The 16,030-nt window shown below is 63.2% G+C and carries 10 protein-coding genes; 8 read left to right on the forward strand and 2 right to left on the reverse strand.

Annotation, left to right across the window (positions count from 1 at the left end; all coding sequences use genetic code 11):
- The first annotated feature begins 177 nt into the window (after positions 1 to 177).
- From recC to yfiB, 6 genes are all read left to right on the forward strand, one after another.
- Positions 178 to 3,654 carry an exodeoxyribonuclease V subunit gamma gene (gene recC, locus ACZ6YA_RS24635; RefSeq protein ID WP_465900192.1) on the forward strand — a complete coding sequence of 1,159 codons (3,477 nt, stop codon included), beginning with the start codon at positions 178 to 180 and terminating at the stop codon, positions 3,652 to 3,654.
- Positions 3,651 to 7,322 carry an exodeoxyribonuclease V subunit beta gene (recB, locus tag ACZ6YA_RS24640; protein WP_465900194.1) on the forward strand — a complete coding sequence of 1,224 codons (3,672 nt, stop codon included), beginning with the start codon at positions 3,651 to 3,653 and terminating at the stop codon, positions 7,320 to 7,322. The genes recC and recB overlap by 4 nt, the downstream gene beginning before the upstream one ends.
- Positions 7,319 to 9,394: an exodeoxyribonuclease V subunit alpha gene (recD, locus tag ACZ6YA_RS24645; protein WP_465900196.1), complete on the forward strand. Its 2,076-nt coding sequence runs from the start codon at positions 7,319 to 7,321 to the stop codon at positions 9,392 to 9,394. The genes recB and recD overlap by 4 nt, the downstream gene beginning before the upstream one ends.
- Positions 9,395 to 9,463: 69 nt before the next feature.
- Entirely contained in the window at positions 9,464 to 10,030 is a 567-nt protein-coding gene (gene yfiR / locus ACZ6YA_RS24650) for a regulatory sequestration protein YfiR (protein WP_465900197.1), read from the forward strand.
- A 5-nt stretch (positions 10,031 to 10,035) separates the two neighbouring features.
- A complete protein-coding gene (dgcN, locus tag ACZ6YA_RS24655; RefSeq protein WP_465900199.1) occupies positions 10,036 to 11,298 on the forward strand; it encodes a diguanylate cyclase DgcN/YfiN in 1,263 nt (420 codons plus the stop codon).
- A 3-nt stretch (positions 11,299 to 11,301) separates the two neighbouring features.
- A complete protein-coding gene (gene yfiB, locus ACZ6YA_RS24660) occupies positions 11,302 to 11,793 on the forward strand; it encodes an outer membrane lipoprotein YfiB (RefSeq protein WP_465900200.1) in 492 nt (163 codons plus the stop codon).
- A gap of 108 nt (positions 11,794 to 11,901) precedes the next feature.
- On the opposite strand, the gene ACZ6YA_RS24665 is transcribed toward yfiB, so the two are convergent.
- Positions 11,902 to 12,852, reverse strand: a complete 951-nt coding sequence (locus tag ACZ6YA_RS24665) for a LysR family transcriptional regulator (protein WP_465900202.1) — start codon at positions 12,850 to 12,852, stop codon at positions 11,902 to 11,904.
- A gap of 132 nt (positions 12,853 to 12,984) precedes the next feature.
- On the opposite strand from ACZ6YA_RS24665, the gene ACZ6YA_RS24670 reads away from it, so the two are divergent.
- Both ACZ6YA_RS24670 and mmsB read left to right on the forward strand, forming a co-directional pair.
- Positions 12,985 to 14,511 carry a CoA-acylating methylmalonate-semialdehyde dehydrogenase gene (locus ACZ6YA_RS24670; protein ID WP_465900203.1) on the forward strand — a complete coding sequence of 509 codons (1,527 nt, stop codon included), beginning with the start codon at positions 12,985 to 12,987 and terminating at the stop codon, positions 14,509 to 14,511.
- A 10-nt stretch (positions 14,512 to 14,521) separates the two neighbouring features.
- Positions 14,522 to 15,409, forward strand: a complete 888-nt coding sequence (gene mmsB, locus ACZ6YA_RS24675; RefSeq protein WP_465900205.1) for a 3-hydroxyisobutyrate dehydrogenase — start codon at positions 14,522 to 14,524, stop codon at positions 15,407 to 15,409.
- Between the two features lie 107 nt (positions 15,410 to 15,516).
- On the opposite strand, the gene ACZ6YA_RS24680 is transcribed toward mmsB, so the two are convergent.
- Complete coding sequence (locus ACZ6YA_RS24680; RefSeq protein WP_465900207.1) at positions 15,517 to 15,861, reverse strand: cupin domain-containing protein; 345 nt, start codon at positions 15,859 to 15,861, stop codon at positions 15,517 to 15,519.
- Positions 15,862 to 16,030 lie beyond the last annotated feature (169 nt).

A 16,030-nucleotide genomic window follows, 5' to 3' on the forward strand; every position in this document is an offset into this window, starting at 1 on the left:
GTAGTGTGGGGTTTCCCCATGTGAGAGTAGGTCATCGTCAAGATTCATTTCGCAAAACCCCTATCTGCGCGAGCAGGTAGGGGTTTTGTCTTTTCTGGATTTTACTTAGCCCGGTAACTGCAGCCAGCCGTGATATCGTTCCCTATCAGTTCGCAGCCGTCTCCTAGAGAATCCTCAATGGCCAATTCCATTTCACTCCACCCCGGCTTCATGATCGTGCACGGCAACCGCCTGGACGACCTGCGCAGCCTGGTGGTGAGCTGGATGCGCCGCTATCCGTTGGCACCGCTGGAAAACGAGATTGCCCTGGTACAGAGTAATGGCATCGCCCAATGGCTCAAACTGGCGCTGGCCGAAGATCCGCTCGACGATGATCAGGGGGGCTGTGGCATTGCCGCCGCCATCGATGTGCAGTTGCCAGGCAGCTTCATGTGGCAGCTGTACAGAAAAGTGTTGGGCCGCGAGGAGATTCCCGAGGTTTCACTGCTCGATAAGGCGCCCCTCACCTGGCGCCTTATGCGTCTGCTGCCATCGCTGATCGAGCGCCCCTATTTCGAGCCGCTGCGGCGCTTCCTCACCGATGACAGTGACCTGCGTAAACGCTATCAACTGTCAGAACGTCTGGCTGACCTGTTCGACCAGTATCAGGTCTACCGCGCCGACTGGCTGAAGGACTGGGCTGCTGGTGAGCACATCCTCAACACGGCCCGAGGCGAGCGAAAACCGCTGGCTCCCGGCAACCGCTGGCAAGCCGAGCTATGGAGAGCATTGCTCGAAGATGTCGGCGAGCAGGGCATGGCCCAGAGCCGGGCAGGGGTGCATCAACGTTTCATCGAGCGCATCAACAGCCTTGAGCAGCCACCTGCCGGGCTGCCTTCGCGAGTGATCGTGTTCGGCATCTCCTCCTTGCCCGCCCAAGCGCTGGAAGCGCTGGCCGGTCTCGCCCGTTTCAGCCAGGTGCTGCTGTGCGTGCACAACCCTTGTCGCCATCATTGGGCCGACATCGTTGCTGACAAGGACCTGTTGCGCCACCAGTACAAGCGCCAGCAACGCAAGCAGGGCATGCCTTTGCAATTGGACGACGAGTCATTGCACCAGCATGCCCACCCCTTGCTGGCTGCCTGGGGCAAACAAGGCCGTGACTACATCAATCTGCTCGACAGCTACGATGACCCCGGCAGCTACCAAGGTGTATTCAGCGATGGCCGCATTGACCTGTTCAGTGAAAGCGAACCGACAAACCTGCTTAATCAACTGCAGGACGATATCCTAGAACTGCGCCCACTCTCTGAAACCCGCGAGCTGTGGCCGGCAGTCGATCCAACCAAGGACCGTTCGGTTCGATTCCACGTCGCCCACAGCCCACAGCGCGAAGTGGAGATCTTGCACGATCAACTGTTGGCGCGGTTCAGTGCCGACCCGACCCTGCGCCCGCGTGACGTCATCGTCATGCTCCCGGCAATCGACATTTATGCGCCGCATATCCGCGCCGTATTCGGCCAACTGCAGCGTAACGACCCGCGTTATATCCCCTTTACCCTGACCGACCAGGGCCAGCGTGGGCGCGACCCACTGCTGATTGCCCTGGAACACCTGCTCAAACTGCCAGACAGCCGTTTTGCCGTCAGTGAAGTCCTTGACCTGCTGGACGTTCCAGCGGTGCGGGCACGCTTCGGCATCCGCGAAAGCGACCTGCCGACCCTGCACCGCTGGATTGAAGGCGCCGGTATCCGCTGGGGCCTGAATGCCGAGCAGCGGGCAACCCTCGGCCTGCCCGAAGGCCTGGAGCAGAACAGCTGGCGGTTCGGCCTGCGGCGAATGCTGCTGGGTTATGCCGTCGGTGTGGGCGAAGGTTGCGACGGTATTGAGCCTTATGACGAAATCGGCGGCCTGGATGCAGCCTTGATCGGCCCGTTGGTAGCCTTGCTCGACGCCCTCGATGTGGCCAACCAGGCTTTGTCCCAACCTGCTACGGCAGCCCAGTGGGGGGAGCGCCTGAATGCGCTGTTGCAGGTGTTCTTCTTCGCTGAGGACGAGCACGACGAGTTCCTGCTGATGCAATTGCAGGAGCTGCGCGATAGCTGGCTGGAGGTCTGCGAGACCGTTGGCCTGCAAGACCAGCTGCCGCTCACGGTTATCCGCGAAGCCTGGCTGTCGGGCCTCGATCAAGGCAAGTTGTCCCAGCGTTTTCTCGCAGGCTCCGTGAACTTCTGCACGCTCATGCCCATGCGCGCCATCCCGTTCCGTGTGGTCTGCCTGCTGGGCATGAACGATGGCGATTATCCACGTGCCCAGCAGCCGCTGGATTTCGACCTGATGGCCAGCGACTACCGCCCTGGCGATCGTTCGCGCCGTGAGGATGACCGTTACTTGTTGCTCGAAGCGCTGCTGTCGGCACGCGACCAGCTCTACATCAGCTGGATAGGCCGCAGCATTCGCGACAACAGCGAGCGCCCGGCTTCTGTGCTCATCGGCCAGCTGCGCGATCACCTGGCTGGCGGTTGGCGGTTGGCCGGTGATGGCAAAGATCCGCAGGCGGGCGAGCAGTTGCTGCACGTACTGACTCAAGAACACCCGCTGCAACCATTCAGCCCCCGCTACTTCCAGAAGGGCAGTGCGCTGTTCAGCTATGCCCATGAGTGGCAGTTGCTGCACCAGCAAGTCGATGAGGATCAACGGCCCGCACTCGGTCTGCCCCCTTACAGCAACGATGAAGCACTGACCCTGACGCAGTTGCAGGACTTTTTGCGCCACCCGGTACGGCATTTCTTCAGCCAGCGGCTGAAAGTGTTTTTCGAGGCGCTCGAAGCCCCGACGCCGGATGAAGAGCCGTTCGTCCTCGACGCACTGCAGCGCTACGGCGCCAGCGAGCAACTGCTTGGTGCCGCATTGGCCGACCCGGAAAACGCTGAACAGGCGCTACTGGCCCAGGCGCGCCGGCTGCAGGCTTGCGGCATGCTGCCTTTGGCCGGGTTCGGCGAGCTGTTGCAAGCCGAGCTGATCCAGCCGCTGCCTGATCTGCTGCAGCGCCATCGTCAATTGTTGCAACGCTGGCCCGACGTGGTCGAAGGCGCGCTGCCGATCCATTTCGAGCACGGCGGTCATCGCCTGGAAGGCTGGCTTGGTCGAGTGTTTCAGGCCGGTGATCAAAGCCTGCTGAGTATCACTACATTGCCAAATACCCTTAGCGCCGGGCGCAACAGCCTCAAGTGGCACCGCCTGATCGCCAGCTGGGTCATGCACCTCGCCGCCTGTGCCGCAGGCTATCCACTGCACAGCGCGCTGCTGGCCAGTGACGTCACCCTGTTGCTCGCACCGCTGCCACAACATGAAGCTGCCGAGCAACTGGGCCATCTGCTGGTGTCGCGCCAGGCCGCCATGAATGCGCCACTGCCGGTAGCCGCCAAGACCGCATTCGCCTGGCTGGCCCAGGACGACCCTGAAAAAGCGCTCGCAGCTGCCTTCCATGCCTACGAAGGCGACGGACGCACCAGCTTCGGTGAGCGCAGCGAAAGCCTGGCCCTGGCCCGGCAGTTCCGCGACTTCGCCGCGCTCAGCGCCGACGAAACTTTCGAAGGCTGGTGCGAAACCCTGTACCGCCCATTATTCAGCGCCGCCTGGCAGACCCTGGGCAACCCGGAGAGTAGCGCATGACCCAGGTCCGTCCCCTGGCACTGAGTTTTCCCCTGCACGGCAGCCAACTGATCGAGGCCAGCGCCGGCACCGGCAAGACCTTCACCATTTCCGCGCTGTACCTGCGTCTAGTCCTCGGTCATGGTGGCGAGCAAGGCTTCGGCCGCGAGCTGCTGCCGCCGCAGATACTCGTGGTGACCTTCACCGACGCCGCCACCAAGGAGCTGCGCGAGCGCATTCGTGCACGGCTGGCCGAAGCTGCGCGTTTCTTCCGCGGCGAATTGCCTGGCGCCGATCCGCTGCTGTACCAACTGCGTGACGACTATTCAGAGGACCAGTGGCCGCGTTGCGCGAACCGCCTGGAGGTCGCTGTGCAGTGGATGGACGAAGCGGCCGTGTCGACCATCCATGGCTGGTGCCAGCGGATGCTGCGAGAGCATGCCTTCGACAGCGGCAGCCTGTTCACCCAGAGCCTGGAAACCGACCACAGCGACCTGCTCGGCCAGGTCATGCGCGACTACTGGCGGCGCTTCTGCTATGGCATGCAGGGGCAGGCACTGGCCTGGGTGCGTGAGCACTGGGGCAGTCCCGACGCACTGTTGCCGCGAATCCGCCCGCTGTTTGGCCGCGTGCGTGCCCAGCAGGACGAGCAAGAGCCGCAAGCGTTGATCGATGCTGCACTGCAGCAGCGGGTCGATCAGTTGCGCCAGTTGAAGTCGCCCTGGCTGCAGTGGGCCGACGCGTTGCAGCAGATCTGCCGGGATGCCGTCGCCGCCAAGCAGGCGGATGGTCGCAAGCTCCAGGCGCGCTACTACGAGCCGTGGTTCGAAAAGCTACGCGCCTGGGCCGCTGACGAGCAGGTGGTAGAACTTGACCTGGGAACTGGCTTCTCCCGCCTGACCCCTGACGGCATGGCCGAAGCGTGGAAGGTCGGTGAGCCGCCTGAACACCCGGCCCTGCATGCCATGCAAAGCCTGCCGCAACAGCTGCAGGCCCTGGCCAGCCCGGATGCACGTTTGCTCGAACACGCTGCCGCCTGGGTTTCAGCGCGCTTCGAGGTGGAAAAGCGCCGCCGCGCCGAGATGGGCTTCGACGACATGCTGCTGCGCTTGCAGCATGCCTTGGCCAGTGATGCAGGCGAGCGGCTGGCCAGCCTGATCCGCGAGCAGTTCCCGGTCGCGTTGATCGATGAGTTCCAGGACACCGACCCCGTTCAGTACGGCATTTTCGAACGCATCTACCGCATCAGCGAAAACAGCGCGGAAACCGGCCTGTTCATGATCGGTGACCCCAAGCAGGCGATCTACGCCTTCCGTGGCGCCGATATCTACACCTACCTGTCCGCCCGGCGTGCCACAGCCGGGCGGCTGCACAGCCTGGACACCAACTACCGCTCCAGCCAAGCGATGGTGGCGGCGGTCAATCAGGTGTTCCTGCAGGCCGAAGTGCGTGAGCAAGGGCGCGGCGCCTTCCTGTTCCGCGAAACCGACGACAACCCGATGCCGTTCATCGAGGTGCGCGCCAAAGGCCGCAGCGAGCAGCTGGAGATCAACGGCGAAACCAGTGCCGCCTTACAATTCTGGCAACTGGAAAGCGATGAACCCGTTTCAAGCACCCTATACAGACAACAAATGGCAGCCAGTTGCGCCAGCCACATTGTCGCCCTGCTCAATGGTGGCCAACTCGGCGTCAGCGGTGTGCGCCAGGCTGACGGCGAACTTCGTCCCTGCTTGCCATCCGACATCGCCATTCTGGTGCGCGATGGCCACGAAGCGCAGCTGGTCCGTGCGCAGCTTGCAGCTCGCGATGTGCGCAGCGTTTATCTTTCCGACAAGGATTCGGTGTTCGCCGCTCAAGAGGCGCACGACTTGCTGGCCTGGCTCAAGGCCTGTGCTGAACCCGATTCCGAGCGTCTGCTCAAGGCCGCCCTGGCCAGCCTGACGCTGGACCTGTCGCTGGCCGAGCTCGACCAGCTGAACCAGGACGAGCGCGTGTGGGAAGCCTGGGTCATGCGTTTTCGTCGCTACCGCGACACCTGGCAGCGCCAGGGTGTGTTGCCAATGCTGCGGCACCTGCTGCACGACTTCCAGCTGCCCCGCACGCTGATCGCCCGCAGCGATGGCGAGCGCGTGCTGACCAACCTGCTGCACCTGGCCGAGCTGCTGCAGCAGGCGGCCGGCGAGCTGGATGGCGAGCAGGCGCTGATTCGCCATCTTGCCGAGCACCTCTGCCATTCCGGCCAGGCCGGTGAAGAGCAGATCCTGCGCCTTGAAAGCGACGAACAGTTGGTCAAGGTGGTGACCATCCACAAGTCCAAGGGCCTGGAATACCCCCTGGTCTACCTGCCGTTCATCTGCACCCACAAGCCGGTGGATGGCAGCCGACTGCCGTTGGCCTGGCACGACAGCCAAGGCAACGCGCAAATGACCCTGAGCCCCGACCAGGCGCAAATAGCCTTGGCCGATGACGAACGCCTGGCTGAAGACCTGCGCTTGCTCTATGTGGCCCTGACTCGCGCCCAACATGCCTGCTGGCTGGGTGTCGCCGACCTCAAGCGCGGTAACCAGAAGCGCTCGCAGTTGCACCGTTCTGCGCTCGGCTATCTGCTGGGCGGTGGCCTGGCGTTGCAGGGTTCGGCACAACTGGGGGACTGGCTGCGGCAGTTGCTGGTGAGCTGCCCTCACATCGCTTGCCCGGGCGTACCGGAGGTCGATGACACTTGCTACCGCACGCCCCATGCCGAACACGAACTGTTGCCCGCCCGCAAGCCGCGTCGCGCAGCGTCCGAGCATTGGTGGATCGCGTCCTACAGTGCCTTGCGGGTTGGTGAGCAGACGCTGGGGGCCGACAGCTCGCAGGCGCAGCAGTTGCTGGATGACGAGGTCGTGGACGCGCAAGTATTGCGCGAAGTACCTGCTGAGGGCGGCGATATTCATCGTTTCCCGCGCGGGCCAAACCCCGGCACCTTCCTCCATGGCCTGCTCGAATGGGCCGGCCGCGAAGGCTTTGCCGAAGTCGCCGGCAATCCCAAGTTGATCGAGCGCACCGTGGGCCAGCGCTGTAACCGCCGCGACTGGGCCGGCTGGATCCCAACGCTCAGCCAATGGCTGCAGCAATTGCTCAGCGAGCCGATGCCTGTCCACGACGTAACCCTGACACTGGCGCAACTGCAGCACTACCAGATCGAAATGGAGTTCTGGTTCGCCAGCCACCAAGTAGATGCCGAGCAGCTTGATCGCCAGGTTGTGCGTCACACCCACTCAGGTGCAGCGCGCCCGGCTGCCCAGCCGAGCGTGCTCAACGGCATGTTCAAGGGCTTTATCGACTTGGCCTTCGAACTGAACGGGCGCTATTACGTGGCTGACTACAAGTCCAACTGGCTCGGCCAGGACATCCAGGCCTACGACACTTTGGCCATGGAGAAGGCGATCCTTGCGCACCGTTACGACCTCCAGTACGTACTCTATCTGCTCGCCCTGCATCGCCAGTTGCGCGCGCGGCTGCCCGATTACGATTACGATCTGCATGTCGGTGGTGCGCTATTCATCTTCCTGCGCGGTGCCAACAGCAGTGGCCATGGCGTGTATTTCGCCAAGCCTGCGCGCGAGCTGATCGACGCCCTCGATGCGTTGTTCCGGGGTGTACACGCACCTCAACAGCAGGACCTGTTTGCTGGAGCCGCGCCATGAGTCGTACCCTCGATGACCTCTTGCCCACGCCGCTGAATGCCGAGCACCTGTTGGCGTTGGCACCGCAACACAACAGCACGGACCTGCTGCAACTGCTTGATCGTTGGGTCGAACGTGGCTGGTTGCGCGCCCTCGACCGGGCATTCGTATCTTTCCTCGAAGAACGCGCTCCCGGTAGTGACCCATTGCTGCTGTTGGCCGCCGCGTTGGCCAGCCACCAGCTCGGCCACGGGCATGTGTGCCTCGACCTGCAGCAGACGCTGGCCGAGCCGGACTTCGCCCTGTCGTTGCCGCCGGAAGGCGATGCGTTGGCAGGCCCCCTGCTGCTGCCTTCGCAGCTACTGGCCAATCTCGACCTGCACACCTGGCGCCAACGGATTGCCGCAAGCCCCCTGGTAGCTGCTGGCAACGCCCCTGGCCAGCAGTCGCGGCCGTTGGTCATCAGCGCGGAGCGCCTTTACCTGCGCCGCTACTGGAGCTATGAGCGGCAGATCGATGACACCCTGCGTCGACGCTTGAGCCAGACAGGCTCGGCGCCGTCAGACCTGGCGGCGCGCCTGGCGCAATTGTTCGACGAAGGTGCCCTGGCAGGTCAGGTGGATTGGCAGAAACTCGCCTGCGCCCTGGCCACCCGCGCAGGCTTCAGCATCATCACCGGCGGCCCGGGTACCGGCAAGACCACCACGGTCGTGCGCCTGCTGGCCTTGCTGCAGGCACCTGCGGTGGAGCAGGGCAGACCGCTGCGTATCCGCCTGGCGGCACCGACCGGCAAGGCCGCCGCGCGCCTGACCGAATCCATCGGCCAGCAGGTCGAGCGCTTGCAGGTAAGCGGCGACGTGCGCAGTCAGATCCCCACCGACGTCAGCACCGTGCATCGGTTGCTCGGCAGCCGTCCAGGGTCGCGGCACTTTCGTCACCACGCCGGCAACCCGCTGCCGCTGGATGTGCTGGTGGTCGATGAAGCGTCGATGATCGACCTTGAAATGATGGCCAACCTGCTCAATGCCCTGCCACCCAAAGCGCGGCTGATCTTGCTGGGCGACAAGGACCAGCTGGCCTCGGTCGAGGCGGGCGCGGTGCTCGGCGACCTGTGTCGGGATGCCGAAGAGGGCTGCTACTCGCCCGCAACGCAAGCCTGGCTGGAGCAGATCGGCGGCCAGTCGTTGACCGACAGTGGCCTCAAGGCTGGCGATGCACATCGCAACCCCTTGGCCCAGCAAGTGGTGATGCTGCGGTTCTCACGGCGCTTTGGCGAAGGCAGCGGCATTGGCCAGTTGGCCCGCTTGGTCAATCGCCAGCAGGCCCAGGCAGCACGCGGCCTGTTGACGATGCCTCCAGCGGATGTGTTCGGCTTGGCTCTGCGCGGTGAGCACGACCGTGCGTTCGACCGCTTGATACTCGATGGCCTCAACCGCGGTGTCGAAGGCCCACAGGGCTATCGCAGCTACCTGCGCGCTGTAGGCCGTTTCCGCCCCGCGCTTGGCAGCGCCTTCGACGACCCATGCTGGGAGCAGTGGGCCGGTAAGGTGCTACGCAGTTTCGAAGACTTCCAGTTGCTGTGCGCGGTGCGCAAGGGCGCCTGGGGTGTCGAAGGGCTCAATGAGCGGGTAGCGCGGGTGCTGCACAGTGCCGGGCTGATCGACCGCCAGCAGCCTTGGTACGAAGGCCGCCCAGTGCTGGTGACGCGTAACGACTATGGCCTCGGCCTGATGAACGGCGACATTGGTATCGCCCTGCGCTTGCCGGATGAACAGGGTGAGCCGTTGCTGCGTGTAGCCTTCCCGCGAAACGACGGCAGCGGCGGGGTACGTTTCATCCTGCCCAGCCGTCTCAACGAAGTGGAAACGGTGTTCGCCATGACCGTGCACAAATCCCAGGGTTCGGAGTTCAGCCACACTGCGCTGGTGTTGCCGGATGCGCTCAACCCGGTACTGACCAAGGAGTTGGTGTACACCGGCATTACCCGGGCCAAGCACTGCTTCAGCCTGATCGAACCACGCCAGGGTATTTTCGAAGAAGCGGTGGCGCGCAAGGTTCGGCGCATCTCCGGGTTGATGCTTGAGCAGGTATAGCCCGACTGGATTGACGGCGTTGTGCTATCGTTGCGCCAATATCTGAAGGGACTCTAAGAGATTTCCCACATGACAGTGGCCGGGAAACGAATGACGGGCTGTGTGCATTCGCTGTTGCTGGCCGTGCTGTTGTTATCGGCCGGCCCTGCGCGGACGGAGGATTCGGCCACCTCCGTACAGGCTCAGCAGCGGGCCAAGGCGGTGACCCAGGTGGTGCTGGGGATTCTCAGCTATGCACGTTGGCCAGCCGACCCAGTGCCGCTGCGCCTGTGTCTGGTGGGCCCCACCGAATACGCTGACGACCTGATCAAAGGTGACCTGCAGAACGCCGGCCAACCACTGCAGGTGCGCCGCCTGCTTGCCGATGACCGCGAAGTGGCCCAGGCCTGCGATGCGGTGTACATCGGCAAGCTTGACCATGGGCAGCGTGATCGGTTGTTCCAGGCGGTCAGCGGCCACCCGGTGTTGAGCATCAGCGAAGCTGATGACCCCTGTACGGTCGGCAGCTTGTTCTGCCTGCGGGTCAGTGATCAGCAGGTGGCCTTCGAGGTCAACCTCGACTCCGTGGCCCGTTCCGGGGTGCGCATTCATCCTAGCGTGCTGCAGCTGTCGCGGCGCCGGGCGGTGCAGCCATGAAGCCCATGGGCAGAAAACGCGCTCGTCCGACGTTGCGCTCGGTATTGGGCCGTGGCCACCTCAGCGTGGCCCTGTTGGCGGTTGGTCTGGCCGGTATCTCGCTGACTGTGCTGGGCGTGCTCGCCCTGCGCGTCTATGCCAACCACAACCTGCACCTGATCGCCCGCTCGATCAATTACACCGTTGAAGCTGCCGTGGTGTTCGATGACAGTGCTGCCGCCAACGAGGCGTTGGCGTTGATCGCCCGGTCCGAGGAAGTGGCCGATGCCAAGGTGTTCAACAACGACGCAGAGCAGCTGGCGCATTGGCAACGCAGCGCTGATGGCATGCTCGGGCAGCTGGAGTCGCAAGTGGCAACGGCCTTGCTGGGTGAGCCGATCGTTCTGCCGATCATGCACCAGCAGCAGAAAGTCGGGCACATCGAATTGATCGGCCAGGGCCGCAGCCTGTTGTTGTTCCTGCTCAGCGGCCTAGGCGGCATCCTGCTATGCACGGCCCTCAGCGCTTTTATTGCCCTGTACCTGTCGCGGCGCCTACTTGGCGATATCGTGCGCCCCCTGCGTGCCCTGGCCAGCGTCGCCCACGGCGCGCGCCGCGAGCGCAGTTTTGACCGCCGCGTGCCGGAAGCCCCGATTGCCGAGCTCAACGAGCTGGGCAATGACTTCAACGCCTTGCTCGATGAACTGGAGGTCTGGCACAGCCACCTGCAGAACGAGAATGCCACCCTGGCCCACCAGGCCAGCCACGACAGCCTCACCGGCCTGCCCAACCGCGCCTTCTTCGAGGGCCGCCTCAGTCGCAGCCTGCGCAATGCCGCGCGGCAGCAGGATCACATGGCGCTGTTGTTCCTCGACAGCGACCACTTCAAGCAGATCAATGACAGCCTCGGCCACGCCGTGGGTGATGAAGTGCTGATCAACGTGGCGGACCGTGTCCGCGCGCAGCTGCGCGAACACGATTTGGTAGCGCGCCTGGGCGGCGATGAATTCGCTGTGCTGCTGACACCGCTGCAATCACGTGTCGATGCCGAGCGCATTGCCGAGAAGATTATCGCTAGCATGCAACTGCCGATGCAGCTGGACAGTGGCGACAGCATCAGCACCTCGCTGAGCGTCGGTATCGCCTTTTACCCGGAGGATGGCGCCGACTCCGTCAGTCTTCTCAATGCCGCAGACGCGGCGATGTACCAGGCCAAGCGCAAGCGCCGTGGCCAGTGGCAAGCGGCGCAGACGGAACGGTCCGCCGCCGATCTCAAGAACAGGAGCTGAACCGTGATACAGCGTTTGCGTTTTTCCTTCGTCGCCTTGTTGCTGGTCTTGCTGGCGCTGAGCGGCTGCCAGAGCACCCCGCAGAAAGGCCTGACGGCCGAACAGGTCGCCGTGCTCAAGCGCGAAGGCTTTGTCCCCACTGACGAGGGTTGGGCGTTCGACCTGTCGGGCAAGGTACTCTTCGGAAGTGACCTGGACAGTCTCAATGGCGCGAGCCAGGCGCTCGTCGAGCGGATTGGCAAGGCATTACTTGGCGTGGGCATTCAAGGTGTGCGCGTCGATGGCCATGCCGATGCCTCGGGCAAGGCGGCTTACAACCAACAGCTGTCAGAACGCCGGGCGCAGAGCGTAGCCAAGGCGCTGATCGGCGTAGGCATGCCGGCGCAGAACATCAACACCCGAGGGCTGGGCAGCACTCAGCCGGTGGCGGATAACCGCACCAGCGCGGGGCGCACCGAGAACCGGCGGGTGTCGATCGTGGTGGCGTCTTATTGAGACCTGCGCTGCCCTATTCGCGGGGCAAGCCCGCTCCCACAGGCACAGCGCAAGTTTCAAGCTTGTGGGAGCGGGCTTGCCCGGCGAATGGGCTGCAAAGCAGCCCCATCATTCTTGAGCGAACTTCATCTCGCGGGTTTCACCCATCAACAGCGGCGCATTCGCCTCCGTCACCCCGCGGATGTAATCCCACAACAGGGTAATCCGCTTCAACTTGCGCAAATCCTCCCGGCAATACATCCAGAACTGCCGCGTCACCTCGATCTGCTCAGGCAACACCGTCACCAACCGTGCATCCTGCGCCGCCAGAAAACACGGCAAGATTGCCAGCCCACGCCCCTGCAACGCCGCCGTGTACTGGGCAATCACGCTGGTGCTGCGCAAATGCGCACTCGCATTGGGGATCAAGTTGGCCAGGTACAGCAGCTCGGAGCTGAACGCCAGGTCGTCCACATAGCTGATGAACGGGTGGCCCACCAGGTCGCTGACCTGCTGAATCGGCGCATGGCTGTCCAGATAATCCTGGGTGGCGTACAGCCGCAGGCGGTAGTCGCACAGTTTGCAGCACACATAAGGCCCATGCTCCGGTCGCTCCAGGGCGATGACGATGTCCGCCTCGCGCTTGGACAGGCTGATGAAGTGCGGCAGCGGCAGGATGTCCACCGAGATCGCCGGGTAGGCATCGACGAAATGGCTCAACTGCGGGGTGACGAAGAAACTGCCAAAGCCTTCGGTGCAGCCCATTCGCACATGCCCCGACAATGCCACACCAGACCCGGACACTTGCTCGCAGGCCATGTGCAGCGTGCTTTCGATCGACTCCGCGTAACCCAGCAAACGTTGGCCTTCTGCGGTTAGCACAAAACCATTGGTGCGTGATTTTTCGAACAGCAACGTACCCAGTGCGCCTTCCAGCGAGGTGATGCGCCGCGACACCGTGGTGTAGTCGACGCTCAGGCGTTTGGCCGCGCTGCTGGCCTTGCGGGTGCGCGCCACTTCGAGGAAGAACTTCAAATCGTCCCAGTTCAGCGCACTGAGGGAGGTCAGGTCTTTTTGCATGATGATCCGGTTTTTTTGTGCGTTCTTGTTGGATGTTTGCACATCTATACTCGAAAAAAGCCCCCTGACGCCACCTCGCGTTTGCACGGCGCTGGCGATCTCGTCCTGACAATAATTCCAAGGAGAACGCAGATGAACGCACCCCAATCCCCCGGCCAGACCAAGGTCGAGCAGGTCAAGCTGCTGATCGACGGCCAGTGGGTCGAGTCGAAAACCACCGAATGGCGCGACATCGTCAATCCAGCCACCCAAGCGGTGCTGGCGCGAGTCCCGTTCGCTACCGTGGAAGAAGTGGACGCCGCCGTGGCCGCCGCCGAGCGCGCCTTCAAGACCTGGCGCGACACCCCGATCGGCGCCCGCATGCGCATCATGCTCAAGCTGCAGGCGCTGATCCGCGAACACAGCAAGCGTATCGCCGTGACCCTCAGCGCCGAGCAGGGCAAGACCATTGCCGATGCCGAAGGTGACATCTTCCGCGGCCTGGAAGTGGTCGAGCATGCCGCCTCCATCGGCACCCTGCAGATGGGCGAGTTTGCCGAAAACGTCGCCGGTGGCGTCGATACCTACACCCTGCGTCAGCCGATTGGCGTATGCGCTGGTATTACTCCGTTCAACTTCCCGGCAATGATCCCGCTGTGGATGTTCCCGATGGCCATCGTCTGCGGCAACACCTTCGTGCTCAAACCGTCCGAGCAAGACCCGCTGTCGACCATGATGCTGGTCGAGCTGGCGCTGGAAGCCGGCGTGCCGGCCGGTGTGCTCAACGTGGTGCACGGTGGCAAGCAGGTGGTGGATGCCATTTGCACGCACCAGGACATCAAGGCGATTTCCTTCGTCGGCTCCACCGAGGTGGGCACCCACGTGTACAACCTGGGCAGCCAGCACGGCAAGCGCGTGCAGTCGATGATGGGCGCGAAGAACCACGCCGTGGTGCTGCCCGATGCCAACCGCACGCAGACCATCAACGCTTTGGTCGGTGCCGCGTTCGGCGCTGCCGGCCAGCGTTGCATGGCCACCTCGGTAGCGGTGCTGGTAGGTAAGGCCCGTGAGTGGTTGCCGGATATCAAGGAAGCGGCGAGCAAGTTGAAAGTGAATGCCGGTAACGAGCCGGGCACCGATGTCGGCCCGGTGGTTTCCAAGCGCGCCAAGGAGCGCGTGCTGGGCCTGATCGAAAGCGGTATCAAGGAAGGCGCCAAGCTGGAGCTGGATGGCCGCGACGTGAAGGTGCCGGGCTACGAGCAAGGCAACTTCGTCGGCCCGACCCTGTTCTCCGGGGTGAAGACCGACATGCAGGTGTACACCCAGGAAATTTTCGGCCCGGTGCTGGTGACCCTGGAAGTCGACACCCTCGACGAGGCCATCGCCCTGGTCAATGCCAACCCATTCGGCAACGGCACCGGCCTGTTCACCCAGAGCGGCGCGGCGGCGCGCAAGTTCCAGAGCGAAATCGACATCGGCCAGGTCGGTATCAACATTCCGATTCCGGTACCGGTGCCATTCTTCAGTTTCACAGGTTCCCGTGGCTCCAAGCTTGGCGACCTCGGCCCGTACGGCAAGCAGGTGGTGCAGTTCTACACTCAGACCAAGACCGTCACCGCCCGCTGGTTCGATGACGACAGCGTCAATGACGGTGTGAACACCACCATCAGCCTGCGCTAAGGAGTTCGCCATGCGTATCGCATTCATAGGCCTCGGCAACATGGGCGCGCCCATGGCCCGCAACCTGATCAAGGCCGGGCATCAGCTGAACCTGTTCGACCTGAACAAGGCCGTGCTGGCCGAGCTCGCCGAACTGGGCGGGCAGGTCAGCGCCTCGCCCAAGGAAGCAGCGGCCAATAGCGAGCTGGTGATCACCATGCTGCCGGCTGCTGCCCATGTGCGCAGTGTCTATTTGAACGAAGATGGCGTGCTGGCGGGCGTGCGGCCCGGCACACCGACCGTGGACTGCAGCACCATCGACCCGCAGACCGCCCGCGATGTGTCCAAGGCTGCTGCGGCCAAGGGCGTGGACATGGGCGATGCGCCGGTTTCCGGCGGCACCGGTGGCGCGGCAGCCGGCACCTTGACGTTCATGGTCGGTGCCAGTGCGGAACTGTTTGCCACGCTCAAGCCGGTACTGGAACAGATGGGCCGCAACATCGTGCACTGCGGGGAGGTCGGCACTGGTCAGATCGCCAAGATCTGCAACAACCTGCTGCTGGGCATCTCGATGATCGGCGTGTCTGAAGCGATGGCGCTGGGCAATGCACTGGGCATCGACACCAAAGTGCTGGCCGGCATCATCAACAGCTCCACCGGGCGTTGCTGGAGTTCCGACACCTACAACCCCTGGCCGGGCATCATCGAGACCGCGCCGGCATCACGGGGTTATACCGGTGGCTTCGGTGCCGAGTTGATGCTCAAGGACCTGGGGCTGGCCACCGAGGCGGCACGCCAGGCGCATCAGCCGGTGATTCTCGGGGCCGTGGCCCAGCAGCTGTATCAGGCGATGAGCCTGCGTGGCGAGGGTGGCAAAGATTTCTCGGCGATTGTCGAGGGGTACCGCAAGAAGGATTGACCAGCGAGTGGACCTGTGGGAGCGGGCTTGCCCGCGAATACGTCGGTGATCACACCGCCGCCTTCGCGGGCAAGCCCGCTCCCACACATTCGAAGCTTGGCTTGCGATCAGGCGAAAACGAAGTACTTGCGCACGGTCTCGACCACTTCCCAGGTCCCTTTCATACCCGGTTCGATCACGAACACATCTCCGGCCTTCAGGTGCTTCGACTCTTCACCTTCCGGGGTGATGATGCAGTAGCCATCGAGGAAGTGGCAGAACTCCCACTTGTCGTAATTGACCTCGAACTTGCCCGGAGTGCAGATCCAGGTCCCCATGATCTTGCTGCCGTCGGCCGACAGGTAGGCGTTGAGGTTGACGGTGTGAGGATCGCCGCCGATGCGCTTCCACTTGGTGGCGTCCACGACCGGCGTCGGGCAGGTTTCGCGCAGGACGGTGATGAAATCGGACATGGCACAACTCCTGGTGACTGACTGAATGACTCGACACCATAGGGGGATTGGTCAAGCCGCAGTTGCCTGGGCTCGACGTCCAGGTGTCTGACTGCGCTATGTGTGCCTTAGCCATCAGCCTGGGGCTTACTGAAATTCCTTAAGAGAGCGGCTTCAGCCGCGAACACCG

This window comes from Pseudomonas sp. NPDC090752 (assembly GCF_055584805.1).

Excerpts from the sequence above, each read along its gene's own strand:
- recD (WP_465900196.1), top strand. The coding sequence starts at position 7,319 with ATGAGTCGTACCCTCGATGACCTCTTGCCCACGCCGCTGAATGCCGAG.
- recB (WP_465900194.1), top strand. The coding sequence starts at position 3,651 with ATGACCCAGGTCCGTCCCCTGGCACTGAGTTTTCCCCTGCACGGCAGC.
- dgcN (WP_465900199.1), top strand. The coding sequence starts at position 10,036 with ATGGGCAGAAAACGCGCTCGTCCGACGTTGCGCTCGGTATTGGGCCGT.
- ACZ6YA_RS24680 (WP_465900207.1), bottom strand. The coding sequence starts at position 15,861 with ATGTCCGATTTCATCACCGTCCTGCGCGAAACCTGCCCGACGCCGGTC.
- ACZ6YA_RS24665 (WP_465900202.1), bottom strand. The coding sequence starts at position 12,852 with ATGCAAAAAGACCTGACCTCCCTCAGTGCGCTGAACTGGGACGATTTG.
- mmsB (WP_465900205.1), top strand. The coding sequence starts at position 14,522 with ATGCGTATCGCATTCATAGGCCTCGGCAACATGGGCGCGCCCATGGCC.
- ACZ6YA_RS24670 (WP_465900203.1), top strand. The coding sequence starts at position 12,985 with ATGAACGCACCCCAATCCCCCGGCCAGACCAAGGTCGAGCAGGTCAAG.
- yfiR (WP_465900197.1), top strand. The coding sequence starts at position 9,464 with ATGACAGTGGCCGGGAAACGAATGACGGGCTGTGTGCATTCGCTGTTG.
- recC (WP_465900192.1), top strand. The coding sequence starts at position 178 with ATGGCCAATTCCATTTCACTCCACCCCGGCTTCATGATCGTGCACGGC.